Annotated in this window: 18 protein-coding genes and 2 tRNA genes; 12 read left to right on the top strand and 8 right to left on the bottom strand. The window is 29.2% G+C overall.

What is annotated here, in order from left to right:
* The 4 genes from nagB to H3N56_RS09945 all read right to left on the bottom strand — a co-directional run bounded on the left by nagB (nt 1) and on the right by H3N56_RS09945 (nt 3,359).
* A complete protein-coding gene (gene nagB, locus H3N56_RS09960) occupies nt 1-834 on the bottom strand; it encodes a glucosamine-6-phosphate deaminase (protein WP_185881030.1) in 834 nt (277 codons plus the stop codon).
* 114 nt (nt 835-948) lie between these two features.
* Nucleotides 949-1,806 carry a MurR/RpiR family transcriptional regulator gene (locus H3N56_RS09955; protein WP_255492173.1) on the bottom strand — a complete coding sequence of 286 codons (858 nt, stop codon included), beginning with the start codon at nt 1,804-1,806 and terminating at the stop codon, nt 949-951.
* Between the two features lie 4 nt (nt 1,807-1,810).
* Entirely contained in the window at nt 1,811-2,722 is a 912-nt protein-coding gene (locus tag H3N56_RS09950; protein ID WP_185881029.1) for a TIGR01212 family radical SAM protein, read from the bottom strand.
* Nucleotides 2,715-3,359: an epoxyqueuosine reductase QueH gene (locus tag H3N56_RS09945; RefSeq protein WP_185881028.1), complete on the bottom strand. Its 645-nt coding sequence runs from the start codon at nt 3,357-3,359 to the stop codon at nt 2,715-2,717. The genes H3N56_RS09950 and H3N56_RS09945 overlap by 8 nt, the downstream gene beginning before the upstream one ends.
* 108 nt (nt 3,360-3,467) lie before the next feature.
* On the opposite strand from H3N56_RS09945, the gene H3N56_RS09940 reads away from it, so the two are divergent.
* A complete protein-coding gene (locus H3N56_RS09940) occupies nt 3,468-4,676 on the top strand; it encodes a radical SAM protein (RefSeq protein ID WP_185881027.1) in 1,209 nt (402 codons plus the stop codon).
* Between the two features lie 46 nt (nt 4,677-4,722).
* Here the strand turns inward: H3N56_RS09940 and H3N56_RS09935 are convergent, their stop codons facing one another.
* Nucleotides 4,723-5,598 (bottom strand): hypothetical protein, encoded by an 876-nt coding sequence (locus tag H3N56_RS09935; protein WP_185881026.1) that lies wholly within the window; start codon nt 5,596-5,598, stop codon nt 4,723-4,725.
* 184 nt (nt 5,599-5,782) lie between these two features.
* On the opposite strand from H3N56_RS09935, the gene H3N56_RS09930 reads away from it, so the two are divergent.
* On the top strand, nt 5,783-6,055 hold the full coding sequence (locus tag H3N56_RS09930) for an HU family DNA-binding protein (RefSeq protein ID WP_185881025.1): 273 nt from the start codon (nt 5,783-5,785) through the stop codon (nt 6,053-6,055).
* A 100-nt stretch (nt 6,056-6,155) separates the two neighbouring features.
* Nucleotides 6,156-7,736 (top strand): NAD(P)/FAD-dependent oxidoreductase, encoded by a 1,581-nt coding sequence (locus H3N56_RS09925; RefSeq protein WP_185881024.1) that lies wholly within the window; start codon nt 6,156-6,158, stop codon nt 7,734-7,736.
* Nucleotides 7,737-7,761: 25 nt separating this feature from the next.
* Here the strand turns inward: H3N56_RS09925 and H3N56_RS09920 are convergent, their stop codons facing one another.
* A complete protein-coding gene (locus H3N56_RS09920; protein WP_185881023.1) occupies nt 7,762-8,166 on the bottom strand; it encodes a gamma-glutamylcyclotransferase in 405 nt (134 codons plus the stop codon).
* A gap of 142 nt (nt 8,167-8,308) precedes the next feature.
* Here H3N56_RS09920 and H3N56_RS09915 point away from each other — a divergent pair, with 142 nt between their 5' ends.
* The 3 genes from H3N56_RS09915 to pcp are packed head-to-tail and all read left to right on the top strand — an operon-like array spanning nt 8,309 to nt 10,559.
* Entirely contained in the window at nt 8,309-8,974 is a 666-nt protein-coding gene (locus H3N56_RS09915; protein WP_185881022.1) for a DUF969 domain-containing protein, read from the top strand.
* Nucleotides 8,975-8,986: 12 nt separating this feature from the next.
* Nucleotides 8,987-9,901, top strand: coding sequence for a DUF979 domain-containing protein (locus H3N56_RS09910; protein WP_185881021.1), 915 nt, complete (start codon nt 8,987-8,989; stop codon nt 9,899-9,901).
* 16 nt (nt 9,902-9,917) lie between these two features.
* The gene (gene pcp, locus H3N56_RS09905) at nt 9,918-10,559 is read left to right on the top strand and encodes a pyroglutamyl-peptidase I (RefSeq protein WP_185881020.1); all 642 of its coding nucleotides are present in this window, start codon (nt 9,918-9,920) and stop codon (nt 10,557-10,559) included.
* Between the two features lie 61 nt (nt 10,560-10,620).
* On the opposite strand, the gene H3N56_RS09900 is transcribed toward pcp, so the two are convergent.
* Together H3N56_RS09900 and H3N56_RS09895 are read right to left on the bottom strand one after the other, a co-directional pair.
* Nucleotides 10,621-10,706 (bottom strand) — tRNA-Ser (locus tag H3N56_RS09900).
* Between the two features lie 15 nt (nt 10,707-10,721).
* Nucleotides 10,722-10,807 (bottom strand) — tRNA-Leu (locus tag H3N56_RS09895).
* Between the two features lie 122 nt (nt 10,808-10,929).
* On the opposite strand from H3N56_RS09895, the gene H3N56_RS09890 reads away from it, so the two are divergent.
* The 6 genes from H3N56_RS09890 (at nt 10,930) to H3N56_RS09865 (ending at nt 18,966) form a co-directional block, all read left to right on the top strand.
* Nucleotides 10,930-12,051 carry an alanyl-tRNA editing protein gene (locus tag H3N56_RS09890; RefSeq protein ID WP_185881019.1) on the top strand — a complete coding sequence of 374 codons (1,122 nt, stop codon included), beginning with the start codon at nt 10,930-10,932 and terminating at the stop codon, nt 12,049-12,051.
* 53 nt (nt 12,052-12,104) lie between these two features.
* Nucleotides 12,105-13,151: a 23S rRNA (adenine(2503)-C(2))-methyltransferase RlmN gene (rlmN, locus tag H3N56_RS09885; protein ID WP_185881018.1), complete on the top strand. Its 1,047-nt coding sequence runs from the start codon at nt 12,105-12,107 to the stop codon at nt 13,149-13,151.
* 31 nt (nt 13,152-13,182) lie between these two features.
* Nucleotides 13,183-15,339: a transglycosylase domain-containing protein gene (locus tag H3N56_RS09880; RefSeq protein WP_185881017.1), complete on the top strand. Its 2,157-nt coding sequence runs from the start codon at nt 13,183-13,185 to the stop codon at nt 15,337-15,339.
* Between the two features lie 147 nt (nt 15,340-15,486).
* Nucleotides 15,487-15,696, top strand: a complete 210-nt coding sequence (locus H3N56_RS09875; RefSeq protein ID WP_185881016.1) for a glutaredoxin domain-containing protein — start codon at nt 15,487-15,489, stop codon at nt 15,694-15,696.
* Nucleotides 15,693-17,939: a ribonucleoside-diphosphate reductase subunit alpha gene (locus H3N56_RS09870; RefSeq protein WP_185881015.1), complete on the top strand. Its 2,247-nt coding sequence runs from the start codon at nt 15,693-15,695 to the stop codon at nt 17,937-17,939. Before H3N56_RS09875 ends, H3N56_RS09870 begins: the two co-directional genes overlap by 4 nt.
* Nucleotides 17,932-18,966 carry a ribonucleotide-diphosphate reductase subunit beta gene (locus tag H3N56_RS09865; protein WP_185881014.1) on the top strand — a complete coding sequence of 345 codons (1,035 nt, stop codon included), beginning with the start codon at nt 17,932-17,934 and terminating at the stop codon, nt 18,964-18,966. Before H3N56_RS09870 ends, H3N56_RS09865 begins: the two co-directional genes overlap by 8 nt.
* Nucleotides 18,967-19,113: the final 147 nt, after the last annotated feature.

Raw genomic sequence — 19,113 nt, 5'->3', positions numbered from 1 at the left:
CTACTCTCCTTTTATTTCAAAATAAAGATTTTTTATTAGCTTGTCACAATTTAAATTCTCTTTTTCTATATCTTTAAAGTATCTGTAAGTTCCAACTTTCAATTCAGATGTTGCAGCTTCATCAGATACAATTATTCCTTTTGGATGAAGTTGTAGAGCAGAAACTGTCCACATGTGATTCACACCATTTTCCACACAATTATGTAGAGCCCTTGCCTTATTATGACCATTCACCATAATCAAAACTTCTTCTGCATCTAAAATTGTTCCAACGCCTACAGTTAAAGCAAGTTTAGGAACTTTATTTATATCTCCACCAAAAAATCTAGCATTTGCAATTATTGTATCCATCGTAAGTTCTTTATCTCTAGTTCTAGATGAAAGAGATGATCCTGGTTCATTAAATGCTATATGACCATCTGGTCCTATTCCACCAAGAAATAAATTTATTCCACCAACATCTCTTATTTTTTCTTCATATCTTCTACATTCAGCCTTATAATCAGTTGCCATTCCATTTAGAAGATTTATATTTTCTTCTTTTATATTAATATGATTAAAGAAATTTTCATACATAAAATAATGATAACTTTGTTTGTCTGTAGGTTCAAGACCTACATATTCATCCATATTGAAAGTCACAATATTCTCAAAAGAAATAATCCCATCTTTACAGAATTGTATAAGTCTTTTATACATTGAGAGAGGAGTAGATCCAGTTGGCAACCCTAAAACAAATGGTCTTTCTTCTGTAGGATTAAATTCTAATATCTTTCTAGCTACATATACTGCTGCCCAATCTCCAATAGTTTGTTCTGTTATTATTACTCTCATATCAATTCCTCCATAGTCATTTTAATACTCTTTAAATAAAAATAACATTTCAATAGATAAAAGTCAACACATTTAAGAAAATTTAATTCTTTTTTTTTATTTAATTATGAAATTTTATTTCATTTTAATTTCTTTAACCATTTCAATTGCGTCTCCAATATATTTTTCAGCCAATTTTTTATTTTTTTGTATTAACTTTACATATATTATATCTATAACTGTCATCTGAGCAATTCTAGAGGAGAGGGCAGTGCTTCTAAAACTATTTTTCTCTACTACAGTACTAAGTTTGACATCCCCTAAATCTTTAACTGGATTTGGAGAAAATTGCGTTAAGGTTATTATTTTAATCTCTCTTTTTTTTACAGCTTTTAACAAACTGTAAACATCTGATGATTTTCCACTATGAGAAATCACAAAGACTAAATCTCCCTTTGTTAAAGTTGAGATATTTGAAAACTGTATATGCGTATCATTTTCATATATTGCTGCTTTTCCTAGTTCCAAAAGTTTATATTGAAAATCTCTAGCTGTAATTCCAGAATATCCACTAGCAATTATGAATATTCTTTTACTTTCGTCTAATAGTTCAACCGCTTTATCTAACTCATCAAAATCTATAACTTTATAGGTGTCATCTATTGTTTTCTTATTTTTAAAAATTATCTTTTGTCCTATTAGTGCTGTGCTATCATTTATTTTTATCTCTTCATGAATTATATTTATATTGCTGTTTTCAACTTTCCCCATATCACTAGTTAAGGCAATCTTAAAATCTGAGAAACCAGAATATCCAAGCTTCTTTGAAAATCTAACAATTGTAGCTTGGCTAGATCCAGTTATATTAGCAATATCATTAGCATTTAGCCTCATTATCTCATTTGGATTAGAAAGTATATATTTAGCTATCTCAACTTCAGCTTTCGTCAACTGGGTTTCCATCTCTTTTATTTTTATTAAGACACTACTCAATATTTCACTCCTTCTTACCTTGATGAGTATTTCTATTTTTTAATTCTTTTTCTATTCCATTCAGCACATCTCTCTTATTTAAACTCCAAAGTGGTTCTATAACATCTTCAGATTTCCCATCTCCAGTGAGCCTATGAATTACCATATCTTTTGGTAGCACTTCAATTATATCTACAATCATTTCAATATATTCCTCTTTAGTTAAAACTTTAAATTTTTGTTTCTCATAGTATCTTGCAAGAGGTGTTGCCTTTAATATATGTAGAGAATGAAGTTTAATTCCCCAAGATTTTTCTCTGGCTACTAGTAGAGCTGCATTAAACGTTCCCTTTTTTGATTCTTCAGGTAATCCTAGTATCAGATGAGTAACTACCTTTATATTTCTTAGATTTAATTTTTTCATTGCATCAATATACACATCTGTGGAATAAGCTCTATTTATAATTTTTATAACTTTTTCATCAATCGTTTGTAATCCAAGCTCTATCCATAAAAAATATTTTTCATTAATTTCAGAAAGAAGATCTAAAACTTCATCTGGAAGACAATCTGGTCTAGTCCCTATAGCTATCCCTATGACTCTTTCATGAGCCAATGCCTCATAAAATATTTTTCTCAAGTGCTTAATTTCTCCATAAGTATTTGTAAAGTTTTGAAAATAAGCTATTACTTTACCAGTGGGAAATTTATCCTTTATAAGATTTAATTGTTGTTCTATCTGGCTATTTATAGATTCTGTTTTATTCCCTGCAAAATCTCCACTTCCAGATTCAGAGCAAAAAAGACATCCTCCCGTAGCAACTTTTCCATCTCTATTCGGACATGTAAATCCGCCATCTAAAGATACCTTATAAATTTTTTCATTGAATTTATCCTTAAAGTAGTCGTTTAAAGAAAAAAAACGTCTATTATTCATTTGTTTCCTCACTTCTATCTTTATTTGTCCTAATAGAAAATACACATCCACAATAATCTTGTCTATATAGATTATGTTCCTTTGTTAGCTGTACACTTCTTAAATATCTGCTACGTTTTTTAAAATCTCCAAATAAAAATTTAACCTCGTGTCTCTCCTCTAGTTCCTTTCCTATTTCATTTATCCATTGTGAATTTTTCATGGGACTTATACTAAGAGCAGTTGTGAAATAATCAAATCCTAATTCTTTAGCTTTAATAGCGGTCGCTTCCATTCTTAGATGATAGCATTCATAGCATCTTTTTCCACCTTCTGGTTCTTTTTCCAATCCTATAACCTTTTGAAAGAAATCTTTTTTAGGATTGTATTCTCCCCCTATTATAGTCATATCATAGCCTAATTGTTTGTCATAATGTTTTTGTTCCTCAAGTCTTAATTTATACTCCTCTTCAAATGTTATATTAGGATTATAGAAATAAATTGTTATTTCAAAAAATTCTCTTAAGTATTCAAGTATAGCTGCCGAACAAGGAGCACAGCATGATTGAATTAAAAGTTTAGGTTTTTCATTTTTTTCTTTATTTTTTTTTATAGCATCTATTATTTTTTCCATCTCTTTATCATAATTTATCTTCATAGAAATAATTATAACATAAATAGTAGAGTTTTTTTAGATATTCTGTTATAATATTAAAATTGAAAATGTATAAAAAATAAGACAAAAAATAAAAGGTGAATGAATTATATGAATATATCAAAACAAGATGCTTTAGAATGGTTTGAATTTCTTTCTGAGCTTCCAGGAAACAAAAAAGATATTTATAATCAATATAGCGACGTTATAGAGGCTATATTTAGACAAATAGAGTTAAGTGTAAATAAAAAACACAAAGATTTGCAAAATGAAATTCCTACTCTTGAAACTTTAAAGGGAAGAACTCACTTTGTGGGAGATAAAGAAAAGTTTCCAAAAGGATGTATCTCTTGTTTATTTGGAACAGGACTTGGTGGAATTAGAAAAACTCACCAATGTAATCTTACATGTAAATTCTGTTATTACCATGACAATATAGATAACCAAGATAAGATTCCAAATAATATGTGGGAAATTGGAGAAAATCTATATTATGAAGAAGATATTGAACTATTACTAAGTATCCAACAAAAACCTTCAGGTATTGCCTATGTATACCTAGAGCCTTTCTTAGAAATAGAAAAATATTATGGAATGGTTAAAAAATTAGCCGATGCTGGTATATACCAACATATGTATACTAACGGAACTCTTTCTACAGAGGAAAATTTAAAAGCTTTAGCTGATGCTGGATTAAACGAATTAAGATTTAATCTCGGAGCTAGTAATTGTAGTGACAAAGTTATTGAAGCTATGAAAATAGCTAAGAAGTATTTCCCTATGGTTGGAATAGAAACACCTATGACTCCAGAATTTTTAGAAACATTTCTAAAGAAAAAAGATGCTATTTTAGAAACAGGAATAGATTTTATAAATTGTGCTGAGCTACATTTTGGTGAAGATAATATAAACAACTACACTGGAGAAAAAATGTACATGTCTAGAAGAGGGTATATATCTCCTCTTTGGTCTAGAGAAATCACTCTACAACTTATGAAGATGGCTTCAGAGGAGAGATGGAATTTAGTTGTCCACGATTGCTCTAATCATACAAAGTTCTCTAGAGAGCTAAATAAGAACTCTAAGCAAGGTGGAATCTTTGGTTCAAATACTTACTATAGTGAATTTGATAGAATTCTTTACCATTTGTTCTTACCAATTCTTAAAGACAATGAATTTAAGTTTTTAATTGAAGAAGAAATTGAAGATCAGTATAACTTAGAAAATTGTAGAGAAGACATACTTTCTATGGTAGATAGTGATGAAGATGAAGAAATGTATGAAGAATTTTACTTTGACGAAGAAGAAACAGAAGAGTAAGAGTAATAAAAAATAGGTGCGTTAATCCGCACCTATTTTTTATTACCTATTTAGTAAATTCAATTACTGAGTCAAATATATTAGATTTTGTAATCATAATTACATTGTTTCCTTTTAAAGAAACGTCAACTAAATTGAAGTATCCTAAGAATCTTTCAAAAGCTCTTAGATACATTACAAATTCGAAATCTTTTTCTTTTTCTTCTAGGCTGATATTCTCATTTTCAACACTAATAAAATCTTCAAATGCTGCAGGGAATGCAGTTATAAATTTTTTAGTATATAAATTCATCGGAAGTTTCTTTCTTCCAAATTTCTTTAGTAAATAAACAATATATCCAACGTGGCTTTGGAAATCTTGATTTTCTCCACAAAGGTCAAAATAACTCCAATTAAACTCTTTAGTGTATCCCTTTAATATAACCTCTAAAAGATCTCTTTCATTTTTTAAAAGCTCTTTCCCTAAATCAGTTATAATAATTTTCCCCTTTTCTTCCACAGTAATTTTACAAATGAATGAAAGTAATTTCACTAATTCTACAACCATAGAATCTAATTCTTTATTTATCTTTATCTCTCCACTTTCAACATAAGGATCAACAATGAAACCAGTCTCATAAATTTCCTTAACTTGCTTAGGAGGTATATATCCAGCTGCTGTTAATTTTAAACTTCCACCCTCAGATACTATCAAGTTTAAGTAGTATTTCACTAATTGTAATAAAGGTATTGTATCTAAAACTTCTTGAGATATCTCCTTATATATTTTAATAGGACTATTTTCATCAAAAAAATCTTCAACTAAATATGTCATCTGATTTGCTGAAAGTCCCTCAAATTGAGAAATAGGTTCATCTCCATACTTTTCCATATATTCATCTTGAAATTTTTCAATTTCTTCCAAATTATTTTTGTTTTCCATAAGAACTCCTTTATAATAAAAATTTATAATACGTAATATTATACTATAATTTTGATTTTTATCAAAATTAAAAGGAAAAAAACATTTTTTTCAATATAGTACTTTACAAAGTGGCATTTAGTAGCTATATAGTATATTGAGTTAATTTTTAAACGTTGAATTAATATATGAGGAGGAGTAGAATATGACAAAAAAAGAATTTATCGATCTTTATGCTAAGAATGGTGATTGTAGTAAAAAAGATGCAGAAAAAGCTGTTAATACTTTTCTTGAGAGCGTAGAAGAAGCTCTTGTTAACGGAGAAAGCGTTACTTTTGTAGGTTGGGGAAAATGGGAACTTGTAACTAGAGCAGAAAGAGAAGTTAGAAATCCACAAACTGGTAAAAAAATGAAAGTTGCATCTAAAAAAGTTGTTAAATTTAAAGTTGGAAAAACTCTTGAGGAAAAAATTAAATAAAATAAATTATTAAAATAAAGTGGAAGGTGTGATAAACACCTTCTATTTTATTTTTAACTATCTTATTTTTGTGATATAATCTCTTTTGAGGTGATTAATTTTGAAAATTAATATTAATAATATTTCTATTTCTATAGAAAAAAATCAAGATAAAGAGATAAAAAAAGAAGTTTTAAAAAGAGGGATAAAAGAAGACAATATTTGTAGAATAGACTATTTAAAGCGTTCTATTGATAGTAGAAAAAAAACTGAAATCAAATTTGTTTATAATCTAGAAGTCACTCTACATAATGATATCGTTATTGATAATAAAGATGTTATAATTCCCAAGACTCTTACTGAACCAAAAAGAGTCCCTAAAAAGGATTTAGGTAGAATAGCAATAATAGGAACTGGACCTGCAGGTCTTTTTGCGGCTCTTAAACTTTGTGAATATGGTTACTCTCCTGTTATTTTCGAAAGAGGAGAGATGGTAGATGAGAGAGATTTAACAATAGAAAAATTTTATAATACAGATTATTTAAATGTTAATTCAAACATTCAATTTGGTGAAGGTGGAGCAGGTACTTATTCCGATGGAAAATTAAACACTAGAATAAGAAGTGGATATATCGATAAAGTATTTTTAGAACTTGTTGGTTGTGGAGCACAACAAGAAATACTATGGGACTATAAGCCACACGTTGGAACTGATATTTTAAAAATAGTTGTTAAAAATTTAAGAAAAAAAATAATTTCTCTTGGAGGAGTTTTTAACTACAATACATTGGTGGAAAATATAGTAATAAGAAATGGAGAAGTAACTGCTATAGATACAGTTAATAAAGCAGGTAAAAAAGAAAGAATGGAGTTTAATAAAATAATTTTAGCTATCGGACATTCTGCAAGAGATACTTATAGAATGCTACATCAAAATGGTGTTTTCATGGAAAATAAACCATTTGCTATAGGAGCTAGAATCGAACATCCAAGAGTTGATATAGATAAGATGCAATATGGATCTTTAGTTAATCATCCTCTTCTTGAAGCTGCGACATATAACTTAGCTTTTAACAATCGTGAAGAGGAGAGAGGAATATTCTCGTTTTGTATGTGCCCAGGAGGTGTAATTGTAAATGCTGCATCTGAGCTTGGTGGAAGTTTAGTTAATGGTATGAGTTATTCAAAAAGAGATGGCGAATTTTCTAACTCAGCTTTAGTTGTGGGAATTAAGGCAAATGAATTTGGAGATGAGCTATTTTCTGGAATGAAATTCCAAGAAAAACTTGAAAGAAAAACTTTTGATTTAGTTGAGAACTATGGTGCTCTTACTCAAAATAGTTTAGATTTCCTAAATGATAAAGTTACAAATAGAGAAATTAAGAGTAGTTATGGAATGAAAATGAAAAATTATGATTTAAATAATCTTTTCCCAGAAGTGATAAGCAAAAATATGAAAATTGCTATGAAACATTGGGAAAAAACAAATAGAAATTTTATTAGTGCAAATGCAAACTTAATTGCTCCAGAAACTAGAACGTCTGCTCCAGTAAAGATAACAAGAAATGAATTTGGAGAGTCAATAAATGTTAAAGGACTTTTCCCTGTTGGTGAAGGTGCAGGATATGCTGGTGGAATAATAAGTGCAGCTGTTGATGGAATGAAAGTTGTAGATTTAGCATTTACAACTATTGTAGAATAAGTAAAAAATAGCTGATGCGTATGCATCAGCTATTTTTATATTCTTTCCAATCTCCCGATGGAATATATGTAAGGTTTTCAAAATTAAAATCTGGATTGGTAGTATTGTAAACATACACGTTAAGTTTTTCTATCTCTCCAGTTTCTAAATTTTTGATATCCATTAAAACTTTATTGTATTCATTATTTGGATTGTTTTCACCAAAATAATTTTCCATAGAATCCATCGATTCTATATCGCAATCTTTTAAGGTAATTATTTCACCTTTTACAGTCTCCTCACCTTCTAAAAGAGCTGGATATTCCTTATCTTTTATAGCGTAAAGTTTCCCCTTTATTTCTCCCATTTCAATTTTTTTTGCGTTTTCATGTATATATATGTCGAAGTTATAAAATCCCTCTCTTAAACTTCCGTATACGAATATTTTCATATTATACCTCCTAAAAAATTTGGGTTTTTGATATTATACCACAAATTATAAGATTTTCAAAATCTTCAATTTCTTATAAATTTGACAAATGTACACATCATGTAATAAAATAAGTTAATTTGTTTTTTAAAAGGGAGGAAAAATGATTAAATTAATAGGAGTTCTGATTATTATTCTTGGTTTTTATTTAAAATTAGATACTATAGCTATAGTTCTTATAGCTGGATTGGCAACAGGATTTGTATCAGGTTTAGATTTCGTGGAAATATTATCTACTTTAGGAACAGCTTTTGTTCAAACTAGATATATGTCTCTTTTCCTTATTACTCTTGCAGTAGTTGGAATTTTAGAAAGAAACGGTCTTCGTGAAAGAGCAGCTAAGTGTATCAGCAAATTAGAAGGTGCAACTGCTGGAAGAGTTCTAAGTTTTTATATGGTAATAAGAATCATCGCTTCAGCCATGTCTATAAGACTTGGAGGACACGTGCAATTTATAAGACCACTTATCTATCCAATGGCTAAAGGTGCTGCTGAAAAGAAGTATGAGGTCACTGAAGATATTGATGATAAGATAAAAGCAGTTGCAAACTCTGTTGAAAACTATGGAAACTTCTTCGGACAAAATGTTTTCGTTGCATCAGCAGGTGTTTTATTGATAGTTGGAACATTCCAAGAATTAGGAATAGAGGTAATACCATATTCTGTTTCTAAAGCTTCAATTCCAGTAGCAATAATTACTGTCGTATTATCTTTAATTCAAAACATGATGCTAGATAGAAAAATTAATAAAACTGACAAGAAAAGATAGGGGGATATACATATGGTTAAGACGATATTAGAAATAATGTATATAGCAGCTGGATTAGTTTCTATTACAACGGGTGTATATGCATTCTTAGATAAAACTCATAAAAAAAGATATGGTACATCATTATTTTGGACAATTTTTGGAACAATATTTATTTTTGGACCAATGTTAAATCCTGCTTTAGTTGGTGGATTACTATTAGTTATGGGAACTTTAACTGTAACTCGTAATGTAACTTTTGGATCTCAAACAAACTCTGATGAGAAATATAGAGAAGAGCAAAGTGAGAAAATTGGAAATAAAATATTTATACCTGCTTTAAGTATTGGAATTGTTGCTTTTTCTGTAGCTCAGTTTACTCCATTGGGTGGATTAGTTGGATTAGGGCTTGGAGCTTTTGTTGCACTTATTTTAACTATGTATTATACTAAAGAGAGTCCTAAATATATTCCTTATGATAGTTCTAGATTACTTCAGCAAATGGGAGCAGCTGTTATTCTACCACAACTTTTAGGATCGCTTGGAGCCTTATTTACAAAAGCTGGTGTAGGAGCAGTTATTGCGACTATGATGGCTGGAGTTGTTCCTGAAGGAAGTAAAATAGCAGGTATTGTTATTTACTGTATTGGAATGGCAGTATTTACAATGATTATGGGTAACGCATTCGCAGCTTTTGCGGTTATAACTGCAGGTATCGGATTACCTTTCTTAGTAAACATCGGCGCTAATCCAGCAGTTGTTGGAGCTTTGGGACTTACTTCAGGTTATTGCGGAACACTACTTACACCTATGGCAGCTAATTTCAATGTTGTTCCAGTTGCAATATTAGAAATGAAAAATAAAAACGGTGTGATTGCTACACAATTACCAATAGCTATCACATTATTAATTGTTCAGATGTTCTTAATGTATTTCTTAGCATTTTAAAAATTAGGAGGAATTTATGAAAATTTTAATAACAGGTTTTGATCCTTTTGGAGGAGAGAGTATAAATCCAGCATGGGAAGCAGTAAAAGCTATTCCCTCTATGGTTGAAGATGTCGAAATTATAAAAGTTCAAATACCTACTGTTTTTAATAAATCAGTTGATGTAATGGTAAAGGCAGCAAAAGAAACTAATCCAGACGTTATACTTTGTGTTGGACAAGCTGGTGGAAGATTTGATATGACTGTTGAAAGAGTAGCAATAAATATAGATGATGCTAGAATTAAAGATAATGAAGGAAATCAACCAATAGATAATGCAATTTATGAAGATGGTGAAAGTGCTTATTTTACTACATTACCAATTAAAGCTATGGTAGCAGAAATGCATAAAGATGGATGTCCTGCATCTGTTTCAAATACTGCTGGAACCTTTGTATGTAATCATATAATGTATGCTTTACTTTATAATATCGCTAAAAATAAAATTGCTAAAAAGGGTGGATTTATCCATGTCCCTTATATTCCTGAGCAAGTTATAGATAAAAAAAATGTTCCATACATGGAAACATCAAGAATAACAAAATCTTTAATTGCATGTATCAAGGCTATTAAGAACCATGATTCTGATCTAAAATTAGTTGGTGGAGCTGAGTTTTAAAAAATAAATACATAAAAGCAAAAATCCCTTCTTAAAATTAAGAAGGGATTATTTTTATATCTGGCGATAGAGGTGGGACTTGAACCCACGAAGCTATTGCTCTACACGCGTTCCAGGCGTGCTCCTTAGCCACTCGGTCACTCTACCATTATTTTATGTTTATGGTGCCTAAGAAGGGACTCGAACCCTTACTCTACTGAAAGAAACGGATTTTGAGTCCGTCGCGTCTACCATTCCGCCACTCAGGCATGCTTACAATGGCTATATTATACTATTTCAGGGCTTTTGTCAACAATATTTTTTTATGTTGCAATTATTGAATCTTAAAATTATAATTTAGTATCATGATTTATTTCAGGGAGGGTTTTATATGAATAATATAACTGTTTTATCTTGTTTTAAAGAGAAGAATTATTATAAAATTATTGTAGAAGAAAATATTTTTTATCCCGATGGAAAAGGTGGTCAATTAGGTGATAGGGGATTTATTGGAGATGTTAAGATAGAAGAAGTTTTAGATGATAATATTATTTTTGTTGAAAAGGAGATTTCTTTAGGAGTTCATAATTATACTATTGATTTAAAGAGACAATTGGATATTGCCGTTCAGCACACTGCTCAGCATTTATTTTCTGCAATTGCTTTTAATGATTATGAGTTAAATACTGTTGGTTTTAGGATGACAGAGACATATTCTACTGTAGACTTAGATATTACATTGATTTCTTCAGAGGTTATATTTGAATTGGAAAAGAAAGTTAATGATTTTATAACTAATGGATCTCATATTTTGGTTAGTGTTTTACCTATGGATGAAGCAAATGAGCTTACTACTCTTAGAAAAAAAATTAGTTCAAAGATAAAAGAAGATGTTAGAATTATTGAAATTGAGGGGATAGATGTAAGCGCTTGTGCTGGTTATCATGTAGAAAATATAAAAGATATTAAAGTATTTAAAATAGTTGGATGGGAAAAGGTGAAAGGAAGTTATACTAGATTTTATTTTTTATCTGGTGATAGAGCTATTTTAGATTATAATGAAAAAAATAGTACGATTAAAACTTTAAATCATATGTTTAGTTGCCAAGATTATGAAGTTCTTTCTATGGTTAATAAGTCATTGAGTGAGAATAAGAGACTAGAACAAGAGTTAAAAAGTGTTACTTTGGAATTTACTAATGTTTTATTTGAAAAACTTATTTCTAATCCAATTTTTATGAGTGATATTTCTGTTATTGTTTATTATGGGAAATTAGGTGTTATTAATAATTTAGTTTCTAAAATAGATATTTCTAAATATGTTTTTATAGGACTAACTGATGAAACTGCTCTTATTTCATCTAATTTGATTGATTGTAAAAGTTTTGTTAATTATATTTGCTCTTTAAATAATAATATTAAAGGTGGAGGAAATTCTACAAGGGGTAATATTAAAGGAACCATTAAGGAAAGCTATATTCTTGATGTTTTAGAAAACTTTTTAAAGTTGTAATCGATTGTTTTTTCTGGTATAATAAGACTTAATCTTAATAATTCGGAGGAAAAATGTCAAACAAAACTAATTTGTTAAACTTAAATGAAAAAGAGCTACAAGAATATATTGTTAGCCTTGGAATGAAAAAGTTCTACGGAAAACAAATTTTCACTTGGCTTCATCAAAAAATCGTTAGAGACTTAAATGAAATGACTAATATATCATTAAAAGATAGAGAAACTTTAATTGAAAATGCTTACATCCCATTTTTAAATCTTTTAAAACATCAAGTTTCTAAGAGAGATAAAACTGAAAAGTTTTTATTTAAATTAGATGATGGAAATACAATTGAAACTGTTATTTTAAAGCATAAGGAAAGAATTACAATTTGTATGTCTTCTCAAGTTGGATGTGCTGTTAAATGTGATTTCTGTGCAACTGGAATGGGTGGATTTGTTAGAAATCTTACAGTTAGTGAAATTGTAAATCAATTCTATACTATCGAAAGAAGACTTTTAAATCAAGGTCAACAAATCAACAATATTGTTTTCATGGGAATGGGTGAACCACTTCTTAACCTTGATAATGTTTTAAAAGCTATTGATATTTTATCAAGTGAAAATGGTGTGAACGTTTCAAAAAGAAGAATTACAATATCTACTTCTGGAATTGTTCCTGGAATCGAAAGATTACTTGAAGAAAAAATTCCTGTAGAACTTGCAATATCTTTACATACTGCTATAAACGAAAAAAGAGATCAAATTATGCCTATAAATAAAAAGTATCCGTTAGATGATTTATTTACGATACTTCAAGAGTATCAGAAGCAAACTAAGAGAAGAATTTCTTTTGAATATATTTTAATTAATGATTTCAATACTTCTGAAAATGATGCTGCTGCTTTAGCTGATTTCATGCATAGTTTTGATCACATTTTAAATCTGATTCCTTGTAATCCAGTTGAAGGTAAAGGATTTGAAAGACCATCTCAAAAGAAAACAGACAAGTTTTATAACTATTTAAAAGACTTTAGAAAAGTTAACGTTACTATCAGAGGAGAAAAAGGTACTGATATTGATGGAGCTTGTGGACAATTAAGACAAAAAACACAAAAATAAAAGTAGCTATTACGAAAATTGGAGATAGGATATGTTTAAAAAAATATTAAAATTTCTATTTAAATCTCTATTAGTTACAATACTCTTGGGATTTCTTGCTGTTTTAGTAGGTGTTTGGTTTATATTTAATAAATACTCTAATGAACTTCCTGACGTTACTGCTCTTGTAGAAAACTATGCTCCATCACTACCTACTACTATTTATGATAAAAACGGTCAAGTAATAGATGTAATTTATAGAGAAGTTAGAGATCCCGCTAAAATAGAAGAGATTCCTGAGAATATGAAAAATGCTTTTTTAGCAATAGAGGATCGTAGATTTTATTCACATCATGGAATAGATCCAGCTAGACTTATAAGTTCAGCACTTGTCAATCTTAAAGCCGGTAGAGCGGCTCAAGGTGGAAGTACTTTGACTCAACAACTTTCTAGAAATGCTTTTTTAAGTCATGAAAAGAAAATTTCTAGAAAAATTAAAGAAGCAATTATAACTTTAGAAATTGAAAAAAGATATACTAAAAATGAAATTTTGGAAAAATATCTAAATGAAATTTATTTTGGTGGAGGTGCTTACGGTATAAAAACCGCAGCACATACTTTCTTTAGAAAAGATATTTCTAAAATTAATCTTGCTGAAGCTGCTGTACTTGCAGGAATTCCTAATAGACCAGAGCTTTATAATCCAAGAACTAACTTAGATAAATCTTTACAACGTCAAAAACTTATACTTGCTCAAATGAAAAAATATGGATTTATTACTGATGCAGAATATGAAGAGGCAATAAATCAAAAGTTTTTAAATGAAAGTAAACTCCCAAAAAACTTTAAGTTAGATAAAAATACCACAGTTATATACAACAAAGCAAATACAAAAATAGACTTTAATGCTCCAGATTTTACTGATATGGTTGAAGAGTTTTTATTAAAAAACTTTGATCCTAACCTTATATATACTGGTGGACTTAAAGTTCATACAACTTTAGATATGAATATGCAAAAAGTTGCGAAAGAAACTTTCGAAAATTATAATGCTTTGAAAAAAAATTCTAGACTTCAAGGTGCAATGGTAACTATTGATTCTAAAAATGGAAATATAGTTAGTATTGTTGGAGGTAAAAATTTTAAAACTGGAAATTTTAACAGGGCTACTATGGCTAAAAGACAACTTGGTTCATCTTTTAAACCGTTTGTTTATTTCTCTGCTTTAGATTTAGGATACGAAATGAATTTAATCGTAGAAGATTCTAAAACTTTATACGGAAAATGGGCTCCTAGAAACTTTGGTAATATTTTCTATAATAAAATTACTCTAATGGATGGTTTTGATAAATCACAAAATCTTGTTTCTATTAAACTTTTAGAAAAAGTTGGTACTAAAAAACTTAAAGATACTGTTACTAAATCAAATGGAACTTTTACAATTCCAGATAACTTAACTGCAGCTTTAGGATCTTTTGAGGCTTCACCTTTAGAATTGGCTAAAAGTTATGCTATTTTTTCGAATGGTGGATACTCTATTGAACCTACTATAGTTTTAAAAATTGATGATAGATACGGAAATACAATTTATCGTGATGCTCAAAAATCAGAAAAGAGATTTGACTCACTAAATATTTCTCTTATGACTCATATGCTTAAAAACTCTGTAAAAGCTGGTACAAGTAGAAGGTCAGCTGTTAAAGATAAGAATGGAAATCCTATAGAACAAGGTGGAAAAACAGGTACTACCAACGAGTCTAGAACAACTTGGTTTGCCGGTATAACTCCTGAATATGTTACTACAATATATATCGGTTATGATAATAATACTCCTGTCAACAATGTTACTGGTGGTGGGCTTGTTGCTCCACTCTGGGCAGAGTATTATCAGGCCTTAATCGATCAAAATCTATATACACCAGGAAAATTTGCATTTATGGATAACTACATTAAAAGTGGAGAACTTATTCTTGAAACTTTAGATGCTAAAAGTGGTCTTATTTCAAATGATAATGGTAGTAAAGAATTTTTACTTAGAAGAGGTAAAATGGAAATAGAATATAATTCTAAGTACTCTTCTGGAATCAGTGGTCTTATTTATAATTCAAATAATTCTATTGATACAGTTCAAGAAATTGAAGAAGCACCAGCTCCTGAAAGTACTATAAAAAATGATTCTATTTTCAATAGACTTTTCAGAAGAGATTAAAATTTAGTCCCCTTATACGAGGGGACTTTTTTATTAAAAAATATTCTTTAGATACAATTTTAGTATATTTTAAACTTGCTATTTTTTACAATATGTAGTAATATTTTAAAGTGATAACACTATATATTGTTTTAAACGGAGGGACTTATGATTAAAATATATGGAAAAGAAAATTGCTCTAAATGTGAAACACTAAAAAATATACTAACTAATAAAAATATAAATTTTGAATATATTGATGATGTTAAAACTCTTATGATAATTGCTAGTAAAGCTAGAATTATGAGTGCACCAGTTGTTGATTACAATGGTACTATTTATTCGATGGAGAAATTCTTAGAGGAGTTGTCTAAATGAAGTATGTTATAAATAGAGCCGGAGAAAGAGAAGCTATGGATATAGAAAAAATTCGTGAGAAGTTAATAAAGGCTTGTAAAAATCTTGAAGTAAATATGGTTGAGTTAGAAAGTCATATTGATTCTATTTATCAAGAAAATATAACTACAAAAAAAATTCAAGAATCTCTTATTAATATAGCTGTTTCTATGACAAGTTTCGATGAGAGTGATTGGACTTTTGTTGCTGGAAGACTTTTGATGATTGAAGCTGAAAGAGAGGTCTATCATAATAGAGGATTTAGTTATGGAAACTTCTATAGAACTATAACATCTGCTGTAGATAAAAATATCTACGATTCAAGACTTTTAGAATATTCTAAAGAGGAAATTGAGGAATTGGAAAAAGAAATGGATCCTGATAGAGATATGGACTATGACTATGCTGGAGCTAATATGCTTTCTCAAAGATACCTTATAAAATATAGCGGTAAGATGTTTGAGCTTCCCCAAGAAGTTTTTATGGCCATTTCAATGCTTCTAGCTATTAACGAAAAGGATAAAATAAAATTTGCAAAAGAATTTTATCATGCCTTATCTCTAAAAAAAATATCTCTTGCAACTCCAATTCTTGCAAACTTAAGAATTCCTAAAGGAAACCTTTCATCTTGTTTTATAACAGCTATTGATGATAATATAGAATCTATTTTTTATAATATTGATTCTATTGCTAAAATAAGTAAAAATGGTGGAGGAGTCGGAGTAAACATTTCAAGAGTTAGGGCCAAAGGTTCAACAGTAAATGGTTACATGAATGCTAGTGGTGGAGTTATTCCATGGATTAAGATTATAAATGATACAGCTGTAGCAGTCAATCAACAAGGCCGTAGAGCTGGAGCAGTAACTGTTGCACTAGATACTTGGCACATGGATATAGAGCATTTTCTAGAACTACAAACAGAGAATGGAGATCAAAGAGGAAAAGCTTACGATATTTATCCCCAAGTTGTTGCATCGGATTTATTTATGAGAAGAGTAGAAGCCAATGAGATGTGGACTTTATTTGATCCTTACGAGATTAGAAAAAAATATTCTATAGAATTATGTGAGCTTTATGGCGAAAAATTTGAAGTTTTTTATAAAAAATTAGAAATAGATAATTCTATTAAAATAAAAAAAGAAATTAATGCAAGAGAATTATTTAAAAATATAATGAAATCCCAAATTGAAACTGGAATGCCTTATATTTTCTTTAAAGATAGAGCAAACGAAGGAAATCATAACTCTCATAAAGGAATGATAGGAAACGGAAATCTTTGTATGGAGAGTTTTTCAAATTTTTCACCTACCATTAATTTTAGAGAAAAGGTAAATGGAAATATCGGTGAAAATATTTTTGACATGGGAGAAGTACATACATGTAATTTAGTTTCATTAAATTTAGCGGAAATTGAAAATGATGAAATTGAAAAATTTGTAAGCTTAACAGTTAGATTACTTGATAATACGATAGATTTAACTATTACTCCCATTAAAGAGTCTAATAAACATAATATGCTTTATAGAACCATTGGTGTTGGAGCTATGGGACTTGCTGACTATTTAGCAAGAGAATTTATGATTTATGAGGATTCCATTGAAGAGATTGATAATCTTTTTGAAAAAATTTCTCTTTATTCATTGAAAGCTTCTGCCCTCTTATCTAAAGAAAGAGGATCATATCCCGCTTATGAAGGATCTCAGTGGGAAAAAGGAATTTTCTTTGGAAAAGATAAAAATTATTATAGCAAGAGTTCAAAATATTCTAAAGATTGGATGGAAGTATATTCTTTAATAGAAAATTTTGGTTTACGTAATGGTGAATTAACTGCTATTGCTCCAAACACATCAACTTCTTTACTTATGGGAGCTACAGCTTCTGTAAATCCAACATTTGCAAAATTTTATATTGAAAAAAATCAAAAAGGTGCTGTTCCAAGAACAGTGAAATATTTAAAAGATAGAGCGTGGTTTTATCCTGAATTTAAAAATATTGATCCTAAAATCTATGTTGAAATTATGGCAACAATTGGGAAATGGATAACACAAGGAGTTTCTATGGAATTACTCTTTGATTTAAATAAAGATATAAGAGCCAAAGATATATATGAAATACTTTTTACAGCATGGAAAAAAGGTTGTAAATCAATTTATTATATCAGGACAATTCAAAAGAATTCAAATATAGCTAAAGATAAAGAGGAGTGTGAAAGCTGTAGTGGATAGAAAAAAACTTTTTAATCCAGATGGAATTGATTCCTTAGAATCAAGAAAAATTATAAAGGGAAATAGCACAAATATTTTCAATTTAAATAATGTTAAATATCAATGGGCTAACCAATTATACAGGACTATGATGGGAAATTTCTGGATTCCAGAAAAAATAGATTTAACTCAAGATAAAAATGACTACTATAATTTAACTCCAGAAGAAAATTTGGCATATGAAGGTATTTTATCATTTTTAATATTTTTAGATAGTATTCAAACTAACAATATTTCAAATGTTTCTAATTATATCACAGCACCTGAAATTAATTTAGTTTTATCTGTACAAACTTTTCAAGAAGCTGTACACTCTCAATCCTACCAGTATATAATAGAGTCTATTCTTCCAAAAGAAGTTAGAAACTCAGTTTATGATAAATGGAGAGAAGATTCGATTTTATTTGAAAGAAATAGTTACATAGCAGAAATTTATCAGACTTTTATTGAAAATCCCAATGATTCCAATTTTTCTAAGGTTTTAATTGCTGATTATCTTTTAGAAGCTATCTATTTTTACAACGGATTTAATTTCTTTTATCTTTTAGCTAGTAGAAATAAAATGATGGGTACATCTGATATTATAAAACTTATAAATAGAGATGAACTTTCCCACGTTGTTATATTCCAGCAAATTATAAAAGAGATTAGACAAGAAAATCCAGATTTCTTTAACGATTCTGAGATTATAGAAATGTTTAAAATTGCTGTGGAACAGGAAATTTTATGGACTCAACATATAATTGGAAGTAAAATATTAGGAATAACTTTAGAAACAACAGAAGCATACACTAAATGGTTAGCAAATGAAAGATTAAAAAGTATTGGAATATCTCCTATCTATCCTAATTTTAATAGTAATCCCTATAAACATCTTGAGCGTTTTGCAGATACTGAAGGAGAAGGAAGCGTTAAATCGAACTTCTTCGAAGGAACTGTAACTAGCTATAATATGAGCTCTTCTATAGAAGGATGGGACGAAATATAGACCAATAAAAAATGTGAAAAAACTTTCATAATTCCATCACTAAAAAAATTATGAAATATATTACAATGATTATGTAGTTAAAAGTGCTATAGTCCGCTGACAAATTCAATTTTCTCCAGATTTCTCCCAAAGAATAAAGAGAATGTA

The sequence above is a fragment of the Cetobacterium sp. 2A genome, assembly GCF_014250685.1.
Classification (GTDB): Bacteria; Fusobacteriota; Fusobacteriia; order Fusobacteriales; family Fusobacteriaceae; genus Cetobacterium.
The sequence above is the reverse complement of the archived record's forward strand: the minus strand, read 5'-3'. Positions and strand labels throughout refer to the sequence as shown.